Below are 17,459 nucleotides of genomic sequence, written 5' to 3'. Positions count from 1 at the left end.
TTGGTGGAAATATCCAGTGACAGGGGGAGCGGCAAATGGATAACAGAATTCCGGAGCTGCTTACGTTCGGAGAGAGCATGGCGCTGTTCATGCCTGCCGAGCAGCGTACGCTGGAGCATGCTTCTACGCTCGAGATCGCCTTCGGAGGCGCCGAGAGCAACACGGCGATCGGCGCCGCGCGGCTCGGCTGCAGCGTCGGATGGTTCGGCGCCCTCGGCGACGATCCGTTCGGGCGGAGAATCCGGAAGGCGCTGCGGGGCGAAGGCGTCGATGTATCGAGGGCAGCCCTCAGCAAGGAAGCTCCGACGGGAATGATGTTCCGCGAGGAGGAAGCTGGACGGCTCGCCGTCCACTATTTCCGCAAAGGCTCCGCGGCGAGCAGGATGCTGCCGGATCATTTGGATGGCGCTTACATTGGCGGAGCCCGGCTGCTGCATGTGACGGGCATCACGATGGCGCTGTCGGCCGAAGCGCGCGAGACCGTGTTCCGAGCCATGGAAATCGCAGCCGGAGCGGGAGTCAAGATTAGCTTTGATCCGAACCTCCGGCTCAAGCTATGGTCTGTGGACGAAGCGCGGGAAAGCATTTTGCGGGCGGCGGCGATGGCGGATTATTTCCTCCCGGGCTGGGACGAGCTCAAGCTTCTGTACGATACGGAAGACGAAGCTCTTATCCTGTCGCGCTTGGCCGAGCTGAAGGCGGTTACGATCATCAAAGGCAAGGACGGCGCTTCGCTCCTCATGGAGAACGGGGCCGCGGAAGCGATTCCTTTCTATCCGGCGGACAAGGTCGTCGATACGGTCGGAGCCGGAGACGGCTTCGGCGCGGGCTTCCTCGCCGGCCTGCTGAAGGGCATGAGCGCCCGTGAAGCGGCGAGGATCGCGAGCATTTGCGGCTCTCTTGTCGTTCAGGGAAGAGGAGACTGGGAAGCGCTGCCGAGCTGGGCAGCAGTCCAGCAGCGGCTGGATAATTCGGTATGGGTGGAGCGTTGATCCGATGACGGAAATACCGAACAAGGGCGAGCGGCGGCGGGACGGCATTCTGACCGTGCTCAAGCAGCAGGGACGCATAACGATCTCCGAGATCGTAGAGAAGTTCGGCTGCTCCGAGGCGACGGCGCGGCGGGATCTGGAGCTGCTGGAACGAACCGGACCGCTCGTGCGCACGATCGGGGGGGCCATGTACGACGGCATGAATCCCGTCCGGGACAGCTCCTTCGCCGAGCGGCAAGGAATTTCCCTGCTCGAGAAGGAGCATATTGCCCAGGAAGCCGCACGGCATATCGTGGAGGGGGACGTAGTCGGCCTCTCCGGAGGAACGACCAATTACCTCATCGCCAAGCTGCTCAAAACCCGCAAAGGCATCACGATCGTGACCAATGCGGTCAACATCGCGATGGAGCTTGCGGGAAGCGAGATCCAGGTTGTCGTAACCGGCGGCATGATGAGGCACAACAGCTTCGAGCTATGCGGTCCGCTTGGGGAAGGCATGGTATCCCATCTCAACATCGGCAAGATGTTCATCGGCGTGGACGGCATATCGGAAAACGGCGGCATCACGACCTACTCGGAGCAGGAAGCCCAGATCGCCAAGGCGCTGATGAGCCGATCCCAGATTACGTACGCGGTCTTCGACCAAAGCAAGGTGGGCCGGACATCGCTGTTCTCCATCGCCCAGCTCAAGGATCTGGAGGCGGTCATCACGGACCGCCATCTTCACGGGAGCCTGGCCGACGCGGCCCGGCGCTGCGGCGTCGCGGTCTATGTGGCCGGCGAAGCCGATGAAGAGGATGAAGCCGCGGAACAAGGCTGAAGCGAGATATGCGGCACACCATTCATCGTCAACATCCCGGAGCCTGGGAGGCTCCGGGATGTTTTTTCATTCTCAACAATGGAAAATAAGATCAGCGCTCGTAGACCGCCTCGCCGCCGACCCAGGTCGCGGCGACATCGAGGCTCTCGTCAAGCAGCACGAGATCGGCCCACTTGCCTTCGGCGATGCTGCCGGTCTGGGCGGACATGCCGAGCAGCGCGGCGGGGTTGCCGCTGCACAGCCTGCTGACCATCGGCACGCTCCAGCCGCTGGCTTCCTTGAACAGGCGGAGCGCGCCGGCCATCGTGAGCGTGCTGCCGGCCAGATTGCCGGCTCCGGTCAGGCGGCAGATGCCGTCCTTCATCGTCACCGGCTGGCCGCCGAGCTCATACTGGCCGTCGGAGAGGCCGGCAGCCGAGATCGCATCCGTAATGAGCGAGAGCTTGTCTGCCGGCTTGGCGCGGGCAAGCAGCCGCATCGCGGCCGGATGCACGTGATGGCCGTCCGCGATGAGCTCCGCATGGATGCGGTCATCCGTCAGGATGGCTCCGACCGTGCCGGGCTCGCGGTGGTGGAGGCCGCGGCTCGCGTTGAACGCATGGACCGCGCTGCGGAGGCCGGCGTCCGCAGCCGCTTCCACCTGATCATAGGTGGCATCCGTATGGGCGGCGGCGGCGATGATTCCATGCTCCGACAGCCAGGCGATCAATTCGATGGAGCCTGCCAGCTCTGGAGCGAGCGACAGCTGCTTGATCAATCCCGGATAAGACGCATTCCATTGCTGCAGCCATTCGAGCCGGGGATCGACGCGGAATTCGGGGTTCTGGGCGCCCATCCATTTGGGGCTGAGGAACGGACCCTCCAGATGCACCCCTCCTATCCGCGCATGCGGCATCGGAGCGCTGCGGTATTCGTCGGCTGCTTCGAGGACGCGGGAGATATGCTCCTCCGAAGCCGTCATCGTCGTGGCGAGCAGCGTCGTCGTTCCATGCGAGGCGTGGAACTTCGTGATCGTATCGTAAGCTTCCTGTGTGGCGTCCATGAAGTCGGCTCCGTAGCCGCCGTGGACATGCAGATCGATGAAGCCCGGGAGCAGCCAGCCCCCGCGGCCGTCGATCGTCGGGATATCCGAGCCGCCGGCTTGCCCGCCCGGCTCGATGGCCGCGATGCGGCCGTTCTTGACGGTGACGGAGCCGTATAGCGATTCATCGCCGACGGCGATATTTACATGGCTGACGCGAAAGTGCTGCATCCTTCAGTCCCTCCTGTTGCCAGCAAGCTTGCTGCCTCCCGATCGAGCAGAACCGTCACCCGCGCATGGGTCTGCAGCAGGGAAGCGGGGCAATCGGTCGTGATCGGGCCGGTCAGCGCCCGCTTCACGATCTCGGCCTTGTCCGCGCCGCGCACGACGAGCAGGATGCGATAGGCTTTCAGAATGGAGCCGACGCCCATCGTCACCGCTTGCCGGGGCACCTCGTCGATGGAGGCGAAAAAACGCGCGTTGGCTTCGCGGGTCGCTTCGTCCAGCGTCACGACATGGGTGCCGGCGCTGAGCTGGCTGTCCGGCTCGTTGAAGCCGATATGGCCGTTATGCCCCAGTCCGAGCAGCTGCAGGTCGACGCCGGCCTGCTCGAGCATGGCGTCGTAGGCGGCGCAGTGGGCTTCCAGGTCGCCCGACATGCCGTCGGGCAGGAAGGTCCGGTTGAGCGGGATATCGATCTTGGAGAACAGATGCTGGTTCATGTAATAAGCGTAGCTCTGCTCGTTGTCCGGCGTCAATCCTACATACTCGTCAAGATTATAGGTCGAGACCGACTTGAAGGAGATTCCGGAGCGGGCGGCCGTATCGACGAGGCTCCGGTAGATGCCTACCGGCGTCGAGCCGGTGGCCAGGCCGAGAACGGCATTCGGCTTGGCGGCGACGAGCTCCGCAATGAGCGAGGCTGCAGCGGCATCCAGCTCTTGGTTATGTTGAAACACGCGAATTTCCATGATCGTTCATCCTCCCGGTGAGCGGCTTTTCGTTTTCTTTAGTCTACGCTTTTTTTGATTCCGTGACAATTAAAATGATCATGACAAACATAAAAATGATCATTTTAATCAATGGTCATAGTTGCCGCAGCCGGTTTGCCGGGGAATGTCCGAGCGGGGTATGATAAGAAGACTTGAACCACAGGGAATCAACCACGATCGATCTAGATGAAGGAGTCGAAGGATGAGCAGCTCACGATATCAGGATACTTCCGGCGGCGGGACGGAGCAGCGCAAGGCGGAGCATATCCGCATCTGCCTCGAGGAGCAAGTGCAGGGAACGGGCGCCGGCAACGGACTGGACCGTTACCGCTTCCTCCATAACGCCTTGCCCGAGCTGGACTGGGCCAGCATTTCTTTGGATACGGGCTGGCTGGGCATCCGCATGAAGGCACCGCTGCTCGTGAGCTCGATGACGGGCGGGACGGACGCGGCGGGCAGAATCAACCGGGGTCTTGCCGAGGCTGCCGAGGAGCGCGGATGGGCGATCGGGTTGGGCTCGATGAGAGCCGTTTGGGAAAAGCCCGAGCTGGCCGATTCGTTCCGGATCCGGAGGGAGGCGCCGAGCGTCCCGATCATCGCGAATGTCGGAGCGGTGCAGCTCAATTACGGACTGGATGCCGATGCCTGCCGCAGGCTGGTCGAAGCCGCGGAGGCGGATGCTCTCGTGCTTCATCTCAATTCCTTGCAGGAAGTGTTCCAGCCGGAGGGCGATACCTCATTCTCGGGCTTGCTGGCCGCGATTGAGCGGCTCTGCCGGAATGCGGGCGTTCCGGTCGGCGTGAAGGAGGTCGGCTGGGGCATCGATCCGGACACCGCCGTCCGCCTGGCGGAAGCCGGCGCCTCGTTCATCGACGCCGCCGGCGCCGGAGGCACCTCCTGGAGCCAGGTGGAGAAGTTCCGCTCGCGCAGCCCTCTTCGCGCCCAGGCGGCCGAGGCTTTCGCCGATTGGGGAATTCCGACGGCGGAGTCCGTCCTCGGAATCCGCCGCCGGCTGCCCGGCATGAAGCTCATCGCTTCAGGCGGATTGGCCAATGGAGTCGAAGCGGCCAAGGCGCTCGCGCTTGGAGCCGATCTTGCGGGCTACGGGCGGGCGCTTCTGCCGGGCGCCGCGAGCGGAGCGGACGCGGCAGAGGCCATTGCCGGCCAGATGGAGCGGATCGAGTTCGAGCTGCGGACGGCGATGTTCGGCATCGGAGCCGGCGATCTCGCGCAGCTTCGCGGCCATGAACGGTTGAAGCCTGTCTATCCCTGAGAGGGACGGACAGGCTTCTTTTTTCCAGGATGGAGATCCCGTCTATTTGATCAATCCCGTTCCTTGGATCTTCACCTTCGCCCGCACTTCGAATTTCAACGTCGGGTACATGCTCTCCCACTCCTGGAACGATTCGGAGCTGAGATGGGTAGCCCGGTAGCGGAGGCCGAAGCCGAACGGGTCGACGCCCGCCTTCTGGATCTTTTGGAAGAGCGCGATCGCATCCTTCTCGATGCCATGCTCGAACATTTTCTGCAGCCCGTTCCAATCCTGGTTGAACACATTTTTCGGAGCTTCCTCGATCGAGCCCCCTATGTTCACCTTCATCTTCAGAATACCGCTGCTGCTGACGGAATAACGCGAGGAGATGTCGGTTACGGTGAGGATGATGGGACGGCCGTCAAGCTTGGTCTTGATGATGGAGTTCACATACTGCTGGTCCAGCTGGTTGAACAGCTGGGTTTCCTCCGGCGTGAGGATGGTCCGGACCTTGTTCTTGTCCAGCAGAGCGAGGCGGTCGACCTCGTATCCGTTGCCGGTCGTGCTGATGACGGGAAGATAGGGATCCATCCCTCTCTCCGTCCTCCTGCGCTGCAGATCGAACAGATGCTCCGTGCGGATGTAGGAGGAGCGGGTGCCGTCCCCTCCGAAAGTAAGGAACAGCGAGTTTCCGGAGTACCGTTCGGACAGGGGTATTTTCTTCAGGACGTCTGATGCCTGGCTGCCAGCCATGGCGATGTAAGCCGAGCCCTGGATATCTCGGCGCCTGACCATCCAGTCCACGGATTCGCTGATATCGTCATGGCTCAGCTTCTTTCCGAGCAGGAACATTTTGCAATGCCCCAGATCGAGCTCCTTGTCGAGCGAGGCTTTGATCAGCCGGACGCCCTCCGATATTTCGGCGGCTTCGATCGTTTCCACCTGCGATTTTTCCATGCCGGGCTCGATTTTGGAATTCGGAATGGACAGCCGGAGCGTAATGCGGTAAGGCTTTTGCTCGTTGCCGGACTTGTCGATCGCGACGGCGACGACAAAAAAACGCTTGTCGATGTCGACGAACCCGCATCCGCCGAGCGGCAGCAGGAGCAGCGCCATGGCGGCCAGCAGCCATGATCGGAGCGGCATCGTCCGCTTGCCTGGCGACAAACTCTTCATATCGGCTTTTTCCTTCTCCGCGAGATGATGAACAGGAACAGCACGGTCGCCGCCTCGAGGAACATGCGGACGATGAGCCAGGTCTCGGCGATTTCGAAGTCGATTTTTTCGTTCAGGAACAACAGCGACACGAACGAGAGAGCGAAGAATGAGCCGCATACCCACCAGTTGGCTGCAGGGGCGATGGTGTAATCGACTTGGAATTTATATTTTTTGCTCATGCTGAGAATGAACTCCATCGCCTGGTTCCATCCCGTAATCGTATAGACAAGGGACAGTCCCAAATACAGGAACAGGAAGACGAACAGGACACGCTCGATGAAGCCGTATTTCATCGTCATCGAATCCGCGGTTTGCGTCCACACGTACAGGTAGCGCTCCACCCCCATCGTTCCGTGGAAGCCGATCGGCAGGAAGAAGGTGACCAGCAGGATCAGCGTGCCGGATACCGGAATGATCCACCGCCCCTTCAGCCGGAAGTTGGGCGGGTTCACCCGGTTCAAGATCGCCATGTTGATGTACCCTGTGAAAATAAAGGTTCCGGCCCCGACGCTCGACAAGGTCGGATAGCGGTCCACATATTTGGCGATCGTGTAGATGGCGTCCCAGCTCAGGTCCGGGCTTCGGACACCTTTGAAGAGAATAAGCAGAACCAGCGGAGTAACAAGCAGCATCGTTATTTCGAGCAAATAGAGGATTGTCAGCGCCGAGCGGGTCGCTCCGTATGCGCAGAGCAAGCCCAGGATGAGCATCAGGTTCCATTCAGGCTGATCGGGGGTCAGCACGCGGTTCATGAGCAAGGTGAAGGCGATCAGCGCGAAGCTGGCGGCGAAAAACCACATGAACGCATACAGCGGCAGCAGCATCTTGACGATCCATTCCGGGAGGAAGAGCCTCAGGATCTCCGGTAGACCCATGCCGGGGAACCGGGCCAGAGCGCTGGTCGAAGCGTAAGCGATCAGCGTTCCGATGACGATGGCGACGATAAGGGAAGATACCGCTCCGCTCATCCGGTCCTTGATCAGGACGGCGGGTACGAACAGCATGAGATTGAGCATCGCCACCATGATGAAGCTGTAATAGAAATAGCGGTTCATTCGTGCTTCACCTCTCCGATATCGGCATGCTTCAGATCCCCGGGAAGGATCAGGCGGAAATAGGGCCGGCCGAAGCTTCGCTGGTTGCATAAGTAGATGACGAAGTAGAAAATCCCGCAAGCAACGCCAGGCAGCCCGAAGAAAATGGCGAGCAGGATGAGCGGGTATTTAATGAAACGGACCGACAGAGAGAGCGAGTAGATCGGAATGACGAAATTGGATATGGCCATGACGGAGGTGACGATGATCATGATGCTGCTGACCAGTCCGGCCTGCTGGGCAGCCTGGCCGAGAATGAGGCCGCCGACTGTCGTAGCGGTGGATCCGATGTATTTGGGCAGCCTGACGCTCGCTTCCACGAGCATCTCGATCATGAAGAGCATGATGAATACTTCCACGAAGGAAGGATACGGAACGGCCGCCCGGCTGCCCGCGATGGAGAAGGCGAGCTGCACCCGGAACAGCTCCGGGTTGTAGGAGACGATGGCGATATAGAGGGCGGGCAGCGTCGTCGTGAGCATCAGGGCGAAGAAACGAAGCGACAGAAGCAGGATCGACATCCAGAAATTTTCGTAACGGTCTTCCGTGGCGACCATGAGGTCGAAAAACGTGATGGGCAGGATGATGGCGAACATGCTTCCCTGCATCATGATGATGACTTTGCCGTTGGCCAGCCCCCGGGTTACGCGGTCGACCCTTTCGGTGATAAGCTCCATCGGGAAGAGCCGCTTGCGGTTGTCGTTCAGCGCCTTGGCCAGCTCTCCGGTAGCGCTCAGGATATCGGTCTGGATGCCGCGCAGCTTGGCCCGGGCGAGGCTCAGCACCTTGGGATCCACCTTGCGATGATCGAACATCATGAGGACTTGGGTTTTGGACAAATAACCGACCGTATATTCCTCCACCTGGAGATCCGGGGTAGCGTAGCGGGCGCGGATGATGTTGGCCGAATCCGAAAGATCCTCGCTCAGCGCGATTTGCGGCCCTTCGATGGAGCTCTCCACGCTCGTTTGCGGCGAGGTGTTGCGGATGACCTTGGCTGCGGAATAGCAGAAGTAGCTCTGCTCGACCTTGAGAAGCACATATCCTCTCAGCATCAGGTCGGTCCAGATGGCGGGATCCTCCACCGGCTTGAAGGAGGGGTCGCTCCTCACCACGTCGGCGAACGGCTTCAGCTCCCTTGAGAACGGGACGAAAATGGCGTCGTACAGCTTGTTTTCTTCGACGAGGGTAGCGATGTACGCGATCTCGAGTATGAGCGAGTTGTTGCTGATCCGATGCGTCTTCACATCGTTGGATGTAGCGAACAGCTCGTTGATCCGCTGCAGCACGGGCGTCTCCTCCATTTTCCAAGTAAGGGCTAGTATGCCTGATGGAGAAAGAAATTATGTCATCTTTTGCCGCCCGGCCGCGGGATGCTTTACAATGAGGGGACAACTAGGGCTCAAGGACAGACTCCTCCTGGCTGGAAAAGGCTTGGCCCGGCAAGCTAGGCGTCATCCAAGCCCGCCGGGGAGCGTCGAGCGAAGAAAGCGTGGTTGATAGCGTGAGTGGAACAGCAAAGGGAACACCTGATCAAGGCGGAGGGAGGCCGGGTCGGGAGGATGGAGGCAAGGCGGCTGCCGGAAATGCGGCGGAACACGGAGCGGAAAGCGGGGAGACGGTGGCGGAACGGCTTGAAAACGGCTGGTTCCGAGTGAAAATGCCGCTGCCCTATTCGCTGCGCTATGTGAACAGCTATCTCGTTCCGGAGACGGACGGCAGCTGGACGCTGATCGATCCGGGTCTCAATACGGCTGAATCCCGGGACATCTGGCTGCAGGAGCTGGAACGCCTCGGAATCCGCTTCCGCGGCATCGGCCGCATTCTGCTGACCCACCAGCATCCCGACCATTACGGCCTGGCTGGCTGGTTCCAGCAGCAAGCGGGCTGTCCGGTGCTGATGACGGCCGAGGCCGGCCGATATGCCCGCAGGCTGTGGGGAAGCGGCAGCGTCTTTGCCGCCGAATTGACCGGCTGGTTCCGTAATCATGGCATGCCGGAAGAGCTGCTGGTCCAGCTCGGCCCGCATCTGGCGTCTTTTCGCGAACGGGTGGAGCCGCAGCCTCGGCTCACGGATCTGGAACCGGGAAGCCGGCTGGATATGGGCGGGGAGAGCTGGGAGATCATCGACGCGCCGGGACATGCCGGCGGGGGAGTATGCCTGTACAGCCCGGCCAGCTTGACGATGATCGCCGGGGATCAGGTGCTGCCGCGCATTACGCCGAATATCAGCCTGATCCCGGGAACGCAGGAAGACCCCGATCCTCTTGGTTCCTACCTGAACAGTCTTCGAGAGCTGTCGGGCCTTGAGACGAAACAGGTGTTGCCGGGCCACCGCGACCCGTTCGCGGATGCCGGCCGCCGGGCCATGGAGATTATTGCCCATCACGAGCGGAGGCTGGAGCATCTGCGCGGATTGCTGGCGGAAGGACCGGCCAGCGCGTTCGACCTATGCGAGCGGGAATTCGGAAGACATCTTCGGCATAACATCCACAACCTGCGCTTCGCGATGTCCGAGACGCTCGCGCATCTGGCGTGGCTGGCCAAGCGCGGCGAAGCAGCCGTTTCCGGCCCGGGCGGCGGACCGTGGATGTATGCTTCAGCTTGAGCCGAGGACATCCGATAATGTAGAGGGATTAGGCGCCGCTCCGTGCCGCTCATCCAGGAAAGCGGAGGGCCGGCGGGAGTTTTGTGTCTGACATCGCATAGATACGAGGAGGAACGCGGATGAAATTTTATGCCCTGCCGGGAAAAGAACGGTCGGTCGATGCATACGGCAGCAAGGGAGCGATGTTTTCCGGCATTACGCGGCATGACGGCCGCATCCAGTTCAGCAGCTTCCGCATCGAGCCGGACGGAGTCGTCGGGCGTCACCCGGCGGCGGTCAGCCAGCTGTTCCTCGTCGTCGACGGGGAAGGATGGGTCAGCGGCCCGGACGGGCAGCATTACGCGATCCGCACCGGCCAGGCGGCTTTCTGGGAACGCGGCGAAAGCCATGAATCCGGTTCCCGGAGCGGAATGACCGTCCTGCTCGTCGAAGGAGAGGAATTAGTCATCGAGATGCAGGAGCTGGCCTCGCTGTAAGCGGTGGCGTTGGATCCGGCAGCAGACGGACAGGGTGCATGAAAAAAGAAGCTCTTCCCTATGGGGGCAAGAGCTTCTTTTTTATTTGGAGCGGCCATTACGCCAGAGGAACCTCATCTCTGTGCTCGTCACGGTCGATCTCGCGCTGGGCCTGCTTGCGGTGGGCGATCCGGCTCGCGGCGGAAGCCGCGATCGCGCCGACGATGTCATCGAGGAACGTATGGATCTGCCCGTCGTTCTTATCGTTCAGACGCACGAGAATGCCGGGCTTGAGCTTGTCGATGTAGCCGAAGTTAGTGAGGCCGATGCTGCCGTATACGTTCACGATGGAGAGGGCCAGAATCTCGTCGCAGCCGTAGAGCCCTTCGTCGTTGCCGATCATGTCCTGCAAGGGAGGGATCAGCTTGCCTTCCTCGGCCAGCACGTCGAGTTGAATGCCGGTCAGGATCGCGTTCTGCACTTCTCTTTTGGCCAGGACGGCATCCACGTTCTCCTCGCACTCCGCGAGGGACAGATCCGGATAGTAGTCCTTTTGCAGGAACAAGGCCAATTCGGCGATCTGGGTTTTATTGACGCCGCGCTTCTCCAGCCATACGGCGGTCGCTTCCGCCACCGCCTTGCTGTTGAGCGCATAAGTTCCGGGATCGGACATATCTCTGCCTCCTAACATCATTTTGAGCCAAGCTTGGTCTAAAAGGATGGTACAACCCATACACATAGTACTACAAAAAGAGCCAGCACCACCAGGCTGCGGCAAGCGGCCGGTTAACCCAAGGGAGGATATCGACAATGAAGAAACAGCGCTACAAATGGATTCGCCGGGCAGCTCTCACGGGCGCCCTTACCCTGCCGGTCGTCACGGCGGGCTGCGGCTGGTTCTCGCCGTCCGAGAGCAAGGACATCGATCCGCCGCAAGGAGTGACGGGATCTGTCCTTCCCGGCACGGACGCTGCCGTCACGGCTTCCTCGGACGGAGCGGCCACGGTCGCCGACCAGACGGCGGCGAACGGTCTGACCGTCTATCTCAAAGACAAAAACGGTTATTTGGCGCCTGTCACGATTCAGGCCAAGCTGGACAGCAAGCTGACGCCGGAGGCGCAGGCGCTGGAGCTGCTCGTGAGCGGAGGGCCTTACGCCAAGCTTCTGCCTGAAGGCTTCACGGGCGTGCTGCCCCAAGGGACTGAGATCCGCAACGTGCAGATAGACAAAAAGACAGGCGTTGCATCGGTTGATTTCTCCAAGCAATTTTACGACTACAACGAGCAGGAAGAGCGCAGCATCGTGGAAGCCGTCACCTGGACGCTTACCGGCATGGAAGGCGTAAGCGGCGTAAGCTTGTGGGAGGAAGGCGAAAAGCTTCAAGAGATGCCTGTAGGCGCCTTCCCGCTTGACCGTCCGCTGACGCGCACGGTCGGCATCAATCTTGAGGCCCAGGACGGAGTCGATTACAGCCTTTCGACGCCGGTGACGCTGTACTTCTCCGGCATTACGGATCAGGACGCCCAATATTATGTCCCGGTTACGCGCCTCGTTCCCCGCACGTCCAATAAGCTGGCATCGGCCATGAAGCAGCTGGCCGAAGGGCCGCTCGACGGAAGCAGCCTTACTCCTGTCTGGGTGCCGGACGTATCGGTCAAAACCCTTGAGCAGTCCAAGGGAACGGTCACGGTGGATCTCTCCGACGCACAGTACAAAAAAGGAGAAGCGGCGCCTTCCGAAATGCTGCAAGCCGTCGTCCTGTCGCTGACCGAAAACAGCGGCGCGGGCAAAGTCCAGATCAAGCTCAATGGCCAGTCCGACTTCAAGGACAGCCGCAATGTCTCTTATACCGAGCCGGTCAGCCGTCCGGAGCATCTGAACGCATTCAAATCGTAATAGGCGAGGGATGGAAAGCGATCATGACCATGCATGGCCAGGGAGCGGGAAATATGCCTGCTCCTTTTGGCGTTGGCAGGAGGGGCTTCCCGCCGGGATGATTTTCCTCTTCCCGTCTGCTACAATGAGGGCTATTGCCGGATACGGCTTGAAGGAGGATGTTGGATCAATGAGAACGGACGGAAGACAATTCGGGCAGCTTCGCCCCGTGACGATCACGACGGGCGTCAATAAATATGCGGAGGGTTCCGTGCTGATCGAAGCGGGAGACACCAAGGTGCTTGTCACGGCAACTGTGGACGAGCGTGTCCCTTCTTTCATGAAAGGGCAGGGCAAAGGCTGGGTTACAGCCGAGTATTCCATGCTGCCCCGCTCGACGCATACCCGCAACCAGCGCGAATCCCAGCGCGGAAAAGTAGGAGGCCGCACGATGGAGATCCAGCGGCTGATCGGCCGCGCGCTCCGTTCGGTCGTCAACCTGCAGGCGCTGGGAGAGCGGACGATTACGCTTGACTGCGACGTGCTCCAGGCTGACGGAGGAACCCGCACGGCTTCGATCACCGGCAGCTTCGTAGCGCTGGCGCTTGCGGTGGACAAGCTGGCCCGCACATCGTCTTTCTCCGTCTATCCGCTCACGGACTACCTTGCGTCCACGAGCGTCGGCGTCATAGCCGACCAGCCGCGGCTCGACCTCAACTACGAGGAGGATTCCAAAGCCAAAGTCGACATGAACGTCGTCATGACCGGAGCCGGCAAGTTCGTGGAACTGCAAGGCACAGGGGAAGAGGAGCCATTCTCGCGCGAGGAGCTGGACGCTCTTCTCGTACTGGGAGAATCTGGAATCCGGGAACTGATTGAAATTCAGAAGCAGGCGCTCGGAGAGGCCGGAGTCCGGATCGGCACGGTCCAGGCATGAGCAGGCTTCTCGGAGGCTCCGGCCTCGTCGTCGTCGCAACCGGCAATCCGGGCAAGGTCAAGGAATTCGCTCATGCCTTCGCTTCGCTGGGCCTTGAAGTCCGGAGCTTGAAAGACTATGAAGGAATGCCTGAAATCGTCGAGGACGGCGACAGCTTCGCAGCGAACGCCCGCATCAAGGCAGGCCAGATCGGGCGTCTGCTCGGCATCCCGGTGCTGGCGGATGATTCCGGCCTATGCGTGGATGCGCTCGGCGGAGCGCCTGGCATCTACTCGGCGCGGTACGCGGGACCGGGCGCGGCGGATGCGGACAACAACGCCAAGCTGCTGGCAGAGCTTGCTTCGGCAGGGGCTGATGTTCCGGGCGATGAGATGCTTCGTCCCGAAGGCGCCCGTCTGTTAAGCGCCGCGCGCTTCAAATGCGCTCTGGCCCTCTACGTTCCTTCCGAAGACCGCTTCATCGAAAGCGAGGGAGCGATGGAAGGTTATGTCATCGACAGCCCCCGCGGCTCAGGCGGTTTCGGCTACGACCCGCTGCTTTGGGTTCCGGCCCTTCGCCGTACGGCGGCAGAGCTGAGCATGGAGGAGAAGCAGGCCGCCAGCCATCGCGGCGCCGCCTTGCGCTCGCTGCTGGAAAAGCTTCAGGGCTGATTTCGTCGGTTTCGGCGGGAGTCTTGTAGCGGTCTCAGCAGCCGTTATTCGCAGCGGTATCAAGCAACGAGTACAGTGCCGGACCTGCGAGTTGCTGTTCGAGGTTAAAGCGAGTAGGCGGGTTAGTTATAGAGGACGCAGGAACCGCTGTTCAAGGTGACACCGCGCAGCCGGTTCGATACTTTGATGTATGAGCGTTGTTCGATCCCATAATTGACCAGCTGGTTTGATACCGGACATACGATCCGTTATTTGAGCATATTTGTGCAGCCGCGTAAATTATCGGACATACGATCCGTTATTTGTGAACAAATAGCGGGATACTGATATTGACGCTTCGAATAGCGGAACTGATGTCCGTTAAAAAAATTGGAATGTTAATTTCGGGACAAATAACGGACCTGATGTCCGTTAAAAAAATTGGAATGTTAATTTCGGGACAAATAACGGACCTGATGTCCGTTAAAAAATTGGAATGTCAGTTTCGGTGAAAATAACGACCTGATGTCCGTTAAAAAATTGGAATGTTATTTTAACCCCTTCCAAAGGGTTCGTTCCGAATTGCATCGTCGCAAACGGAACCGCCTTCTGCCGCTTTGCGCCTATCCCTCGAAAAAACAAAGCCGCCGCAGCATCGCTTTTCACGCGATGCCGCGGCGGCTTTTGTTATCGGATCGACACCTTGTATTCCTTCAGCCAGCGGTTGACCTGGTAGAGATAGGCGAACAGCTGGGGGCCGGACATGAGCTGGCCGAACCAGGGGATATTGGAGCTGGCGGCGTCCGAGCCCGCGATCTCGCGGACTTTGGCCGTGTCGATGAGAGGGAGGATCGGAGAGGACGGATCGTCGAGCACATCCAGCAGCTTGGAGCGCACCGCGTTCAGGTAGGCCGGATTGTGGGTTTTCGGGTAAGGGCTCTTCTTGCGGAAAAGCACGTCCTCGGGCAGGACGCCGCGAAGCGATTGACGCAGAATGCCCTTCTCGCGATCGCCGGAGGTTTTGATCTCCCATGGAATGTTGAACACGTAATCGATGAGGCGATGGTCGCAGAACGGAACCCGGACCTCGAGCCCGGCGCCCATGCTCATCCGGTCCTTCCGGTCGAGAAGCGTCGGCATGAAGCGGGTGATGTTGAGGTAGGACATCGTCCGCATCTTGCGCTGCTTCTCCGTTTCGCCTTTCAGATGGGGAACGGCCGCAACCGCTTCGGAATACCGGTCGCCGATGTATTCCAGCGGGCGGATCCATTCGCGCATCTCCGGCGAGAGCAGCCCGGCCCTCATCTCCGAGGCCAGCGCCCAAGGGAACGTAGAGGCATTCAGCGACTCCTCGCGGTGGAACCATGGATAGCCGCCGAACACTTCATCCGCCGCCTCACCCGAGATGGCTACGGTAACGTCCTTCTTGATTTCCCGGCAGAACAGCAGCAGCGAAGCATCGACATCCGCCATGCCGGGGAGGTCGCGCGCGGTCAGCGCGTCATCCAGAGCGGCGACAAGATCCGGCGTGTCGAAATAGACGTCGTGATGCTCGGTGCCGAGATAATCCTTCATTCTCTGAATCCAGGGGGCATCGGAGTTGGGCTGGAACGCATGGGATTTGAAATGCTTGTCGTTGTCGACATAGTCGACCGAGAACGTATGCAGCTGCGAGTCTCCGGTGCGGTTCAGGAAGTTCACGGCGAGAGAAGTCAGGGCGCTGGAATCAAGGCCGCCCGACAGCAGCGTGCCGATCGGCACGTCGGAGGCGAGCTGGCGCTCCAGCGTATCGCGCAGCAGCTCGCCGACATGCGCGGCAGTCTGCTCGACGCTGTGCTCATGCTCGTAGCTTCGAAGCTCCCAATAAGTATGGGTACGGACGCCGCTGCGGTCGACGGTCATGCATTTCCCCGGGAGCAGCTCGGTGAGCTGGCTGTAGACGCCGACTCCGGGAGTCCGGGCCGGACCGACGATGAACAGCTCGGCGATTCCTTGGGCGCCGACCTCGGGCTTCACGGCCGGATGGGCGAGCAGCGCTTTCGGCTCCGAGCCGAAGATGAACTGGCCGCCAGCCTGGCTGATGAACAGAGGCTTGACTCCTACCCGGTCGCGGGCGAGGAACAGCTTTTCCTCCTTGGCATCCCAAATGGCGAAGGCGAAGATGCCGTTGAATTTCTCTACGGAAGCGGGTCCCCACTCCATATAAGAGGCCAGCAGCACTTCGGTATCGCAGGTCGTCGAGAAGACGCGCCCTCTGGATTCCAGTTCCCTTTTCAGCTCCGGCGCGTTGTACAGCTCCCCGTTGTAAACGATGACGTACTTGCCGTCATCCTGATTGCGAATCATGGGCTGTGCGCCCTTCTCGGGATCCATGACCGCCAGCCTGCGATGCCCGAGCGCGCAAGGTCCCGAGATCCAGGTGCCCGAAGCGTCGGGTCCTCGTAGGGCAAGCGTCGTCGTCATCCGCTCCAGGTCGTCGCTGTGCAGCGTCAGGTCGCGATTCCAATCGATCCATCCGGTGAATCCGCACATGGGTTATTCATTCCTCTCTTGTTGTAAAAGGTCGGGCAAAAAAAGCGGAAACCAAGAGATCATCCGCCTGCTGTCGTTTGCGGCGTCCGTACTTCGTCCGCCTGTTCTCCCCGAATCGATGCTTGCGGCATGAAACGACGTACTACCATGAATATGCGGAATTCAGGCATAACATGTCTGTCCGCAGGGAGACACTACTAAGGAATTTGACGGTTAAAGGAAGGAGCTGTCGACATCTGTGAATGTCTATGAAGAAGAAGGGCAGCGAAAGACCTACTATGTCTCCGTCGGAGCCGGCCAGGTTTTGGAGGGTGAGGAGGCGGCCGCCTATGAGCTGGAGATCATCGCCAGCGAGCATGAGCGCGACGGGCTGAAGGCGCTGTTCGCGGAGCTCTCGAGCATGGATGAGGCGGAATTGGCCCATTTCCACAGCAGCCCCTTCGGCTCCGCCAGCCTGGAGGAAATGAACCGGGGCTACGAAGGGCTCAACAAGCAGATCTACACCTTGATCTACCGGCTCGGCACCGAGAGGACGCGGAAGCATATCGAATCCATGAACATGGAGATCGGGGGACTCAAGGGGTGAATGTGATCGAAGCCAAGGTCGTCCGTTCCGTCGACAAGGAAGGAATTCCTTGCGGAGAGGTGCAGGTGAGCACGGACGATCCGCAGTGCGAGCAGGTACTGGCATATTTCAGCCTTTCCAGGGACGAGGACTATGACCTCGTCTCCATCGTTCGCAGCGACGCGGACCTGCTGACAGACTGGTTCGACAACAGCATGCATACCGCCTTTGAAGAGATCACGATGCAATGGTTCGAAAATGAAAACGGAAAGACCGATTGGGGCCGCCGCGAAACGTTCAAGCAGCAGGTTCTGAGCAGCGGCCAAGTACGCTCCGAGCTCGGCAGGCTGCTCGGCTGAATGCAACGCAGGCAGGACAACAAGAAGGGACTGTCCCGGAAGTCATTTCATGACTTGGGGGCAGTCCCTTTCTGTTTTTTGGATATGTCAAACAACGATGTTCATATTTC

Annotated in this window: 17 protein-coding genes; 10 read left to right on the top strand and 7 right to left on the bottom strand. The window is 60.1% G+C overall.

What is annotated here, in order from left to right; translation table 11 throughout:
* Positions 1-35 precede the first annotated feature (35 nt).
* Together ACLBWT_RS18015 and ACLBWT_RS18010 are read left to right on the top strand one after the other, a co-directional pair.
* A complete protein-coding gene (locus ACLBWT_RS18015) occupies positions 36-992 on the top strand; it encodes a sugar kinase (RefSeq protein WP_447664513.1) in 957 nt (318 codons plus the stop codon).
* Between the two features lie 4 nt (positions 993-996).
* Entirely contained in the window at positions 997-1,812 is an 816-nt protein-coding gene (locus ACLBWT_RS18010) for a DeoR/GlpR family DNA-binding transcription regulator (protein WP_447664512.1), read from the top strand.
* Between the two features lie 91 nt (positions 1,813-1,903).
* Here ACLBWT_RS18010 and nagA read toward each other — a convergent pair whose 3' ends face one another.
* Positions 1,904-3,064, bottom strand: coding sequence for an N-acetylglucosamine-6-phosphate deacetylase (nagA, locus tag ACLBWT_RS18005; RefSeq protein WP_447664511.1), 1,161 nt, complete (start codon positions 3,062-3,064; stop codon positions 1,904-1,906).
* Complete coding sequence (gene nagB / locus ACLBWT_RS18000) at positions 3,037-3,804, bottom strand: glucosamine-6-phosphate deaminase (protein WP_447664510.1); 768 nt, start codon at positions 3,802-3,804, stop codon at positions 3,037-3,039. The genes nagA and nagB overlap by 28 nt, the downstream gene beginning before the upstream one ends.
* Positions 3,805-4,027: 223 nt before the next feature.
* Here nagB and fni point away from each other — a divergent pair, with 223 nt between their 5' ends.
* On the top strand, positions 4,028-5,098 hold the full coding sequence (fni, locus tag ACLBWT_RS17995; protein WP_447664509.1) for a type 2 isopentenyl-diphosphate Delta-isomerase: 1,071 nt from the start codon (positions 4,028-4,030) through the stop codon (positions 5,096-5,098).
* A 42-nt stretch (positions 5,099-5,140) separates the two neighbouring features.
* On the opposite strand, the gene ACLBWT_RS17990 is transcribed toward fni, so the two are convergent.
* From ACLBWT_RS17990 to ACLBWT_RS17980, 3 genes are read right to left on the bottom strand one after another with little or no spacing between them, the layout of a single operon-like run.
* Complete coding sequence (locus tag ACLBWT_RS17990; RefSeq protein ID WP_447664508.1) at positions 5,141-6,253, bottom strand: Ger(x)C family spore germination protein; 1,113 nt, start codon at positions 6,251-6,253, stop codon at positions 5,141-5,143.
* Positions 6,250-7,350, bottom strand: coding sequence for a hypothetical protein (locus ACLBWT_RS17985; RefSeq protein WP_447664507.1), 1,101 nt, complete (start codon positions 7,348-7,350; stop codon positions 6,250-6,252). The genes ACLBWT_RS17990 and ACLBWT_RS17985 overlap by 4 nt, the downstream gene beginning before the upstream one ends.
* The gene (locus ACLBWT_RS17980) at positions 7,347-8,678 is read right to left on the bottom strand and encodes a spore germination protein (RefSeq protein ID WP_447664506.1); all 1,332 of its coding nucleotides are present in this window, start codon (positions 8,676-8,678) and stop codon (positions 7,347-7,349) included. The genes ACLBWT_RS17985 and ACLBWT_RS17980 overlap by 4 nt, the downstream gene beginning before the upstream one ends.
* A gap of 215 nt (positions 8,679-8,893) precedes the next feature.
* Here ACLBWT_RS17980 and ACLBWT_RS17975 point away from each other — a divergent pair, with 215 nt between their 5' ends.
* The gene (locus tag ACLBWT_RS17975; RefSeq protein WP_447664505.1) at positions 8,894-9,997 is read left to right on the top strand and encodes an MBL fold metallo-hydrolase; all 1,104 of its coding nucleotides are present in this window, start codon (positions 8,894-8,896) and stop codon (positions 9,995-9,997) included.
* 119 nt (positions 9,998-10,116) lie between these two features.
* Entirely contained in the window at positions 10,117-10,473 is a 357-nt protein-coding gene (locus ACLBWT_RS17970; protein WP_447664504.1) for a cupin domain-containing protein, read from the top strand.
* A gap of 97 nt (positions 10,474-10,570) precedes the next feature.
* Here the strand turns inward: ACLBWT_RS17970 and ACLBWT_RS17965 are convergent, their stop codons facing one another.
* Entirely contained in the window at positions 10,571-11,125 is a 555-nt protein-coding gene (locus tag ACLBWT_RS17965; protein ID WP_447664503.1) for a phosphatidylglycerophosphatase A family protein, read from the bottom strand.
* 137 nt (positions 11,126-11,262) lie between these two features.
* Here ACLBWT_RS17965 and ACLBWT_RS17960 point away from each other — a divergent pair, with 137 nt between their 5' ends.
* The 3 genes from ACLBWT_RS17960 to rdgB all read left to right on the top strand — a co-directional run bounded on the left by ACLBWT_RS17960 (position 11,263) and on the right by rdgB (position 13,914).
* On the top strand, positions 11,263-12,348 hold the full coding sequence (locus ACLBWT_RS17960) for a GerMN domain-containing protein (protein ID WP_447664502.1): 1,086 nt from the start codon (positions 11,263-11,265) through the stop codon (positions 12,346-12,348).
* Between the two features lie 169 nt (positions 12,349-12,517).
* A complete protein-coding gene (gene rph / locus ACLBWT_RS17955) occupies positions 12,518-13,264 on the top strand; it encodes a ribonuclease PH (RefSeq protein ID WP_447664501.1) in 747 nt (248 codons plus the stop codon).
* Positions 13,261-13,914: an RdgB/HAM1 family non-canonical purine NTP pyrophosphatase gene (gene rdgB / locus ACLBWT_RS17950; protein WP_447664500.1), complete on the top strand. Its 654-nt coding sequence runs from the start codon at positions 13,261-13,263 to the stop codon at positions 13,912-13,914. Before rph ends, rdgB begins: the two co-directional genes overlap by 4 nt.
* 666 nt (positions 13,915-14,580) lie before the next feature.
* Here rdgB and asnB read toward each other — a convergent pair.
* Positions 14,581-16,425 (bottom strand): asparagine synthase (glutamine-hydrolyzing), encoded by a 1,845-nt coding sequence (gene asnB, locus ACLBWT_RS17945; RefSeq protein ID WP_447664499.1) that lies wholly within the window; start codon positions 16,423-16,425, stop codon positions 14,581-14,583.
* 238 nt (positions 16,426-16,663) lie between these two features.
* Between asnB and ACLBWT_RS17940 the strand changes: the two genes are divergently transcribed.
* Both ACLBWT_RS17940 and ACLBWT_RS17935 read left to right on the top strand, forming a co-directional pair.
* A complete protein-coding gene (locus ACLBWT_RS17940) occupies positions 16,664-17,011 on the top strand; it encodes a hypothetical protein (protein WP_447664498.1) in 348 nt (115 codons plus the stop codon).
* A complete protein-coding gene (locus tag ACLBWT_RS17935) occupies positions 17,008-17,349 on the top strand; it encodes a hypothetical protein (protein WP_447664497.1) in 342 nt (113 codons plus the stop codon). The genes ACLBWT_RS17940 and ACLBWT_RS17935 overlap by 4 nt, the downstream gene beginning before the upstream one ends.
* The last annotated feature ends 110 nt before the right edge of the window (positions 17,350-17,459 follow it).

The organism is Paenibacillus sp. D51F, from assembly GCF_053345695.1.
Note: the sequence above shows the minus strand (reverse complement) of the source record. Positions and strands in the feature narration are given on the sequence as shown.

What these genes read in the sequence shown, in the direction of transcription:
- ACLBWT_RS18015 (WP_447664513.1), top strand. Translation starts at nt 36, where the DNA reads ATGGATAACAGAATTCCGGAGCTGCTTACGTTCGGAGAGAGCATGGCG.
- ACLBWT_RS18010 (WP_447664512.1), top strand. Translation starts at nt 997, where the DNA reads ATGACGGAAATACCGAACAAGGGCGAGCGGCGGCGGGACGGCATTCTG.
- nagA (WP_447664511.1), bottom strand. Translation starts at nt 3,064, where the DNA reads ATGCAGCACTTTCGCGTCAGCCATGTAAATATCGCCGTCGGCGATGAA.
- nagB (WP_447664510.1), bottom strand. Translation starts at nt 3,804, where the DNA reads ATGGAAATTCGCGTGTTTCAACATAACCAAGAGCTGGATGCCGCTGCA.
- fni (WP_447664509.1), top strand. Translation starts at nt 4,028, where the DNA reads ATGAGCAGCTCACGATATCAGGATACTTCCGGCGGCGGGACGGAGCAG.
- ACLBWT_RS17990 (WP_447664508.1), bottom strand. Translation starts at nt 6,253, where the DNA reads ATGAAGAGTTTGTCGCCAGGCAAGCGGACGATGCCGCTCCGATCATGG.
- ACLBWT_RS17985 (WP_447664507.1), bottom strand. Translation starts at nt 7,350, where the DNA reads ATGAACCGCTATTTCTATTACAGCTTCATCATGGTGGCGATGCTCAAT.
- ACLBWT_RS17970 (WP_447664504.1), top strand. Translation starts at nt 10,117, where the DNA reads ATGAAATTTTATGCCCTGCCGGGAAAAGAACGGTCGGTCGATGCATAC.
- ACLBWT_RS17965 (WP_447664503.1), bottom strand. Translation starts at nt 11,125, where the DNA reads ATGTCCGATCCCGGAACTTATGCGCTCAACAGCAAGGCGGTGGCGGAA.
- ACLBWT_RS17960 (WP_447664502.1), top strand. Translation starts at nt 11,263, where the DNA reads ATGAAGAAACAGCGCTACAAATGGATTCGCCGGGCAGCTCTCACGGGC.
- rph (WP_447664501.1), top strand. Translation starts at nt 12,518, where the DNA reads ATGAGAACGGACGGAAGACAATTCGGGCAGCTTCGCCCCGTGACGATC.
- rdgB (WP_447664500.1), top strand. Translation starts at nt 13,261, where the DNA reads ATGAGCAGGCTTCTCGGAGGCTCCGGCCTCGTCGTCGTCGCAACCGGC.
- asnB (WP_447664499.1), bottom strand. Translation starts at nt 16,425, where the DNA reads ATGTGCGGATTCACCGGATGGATCGATTGGAATCGCGACCTGACGCTG.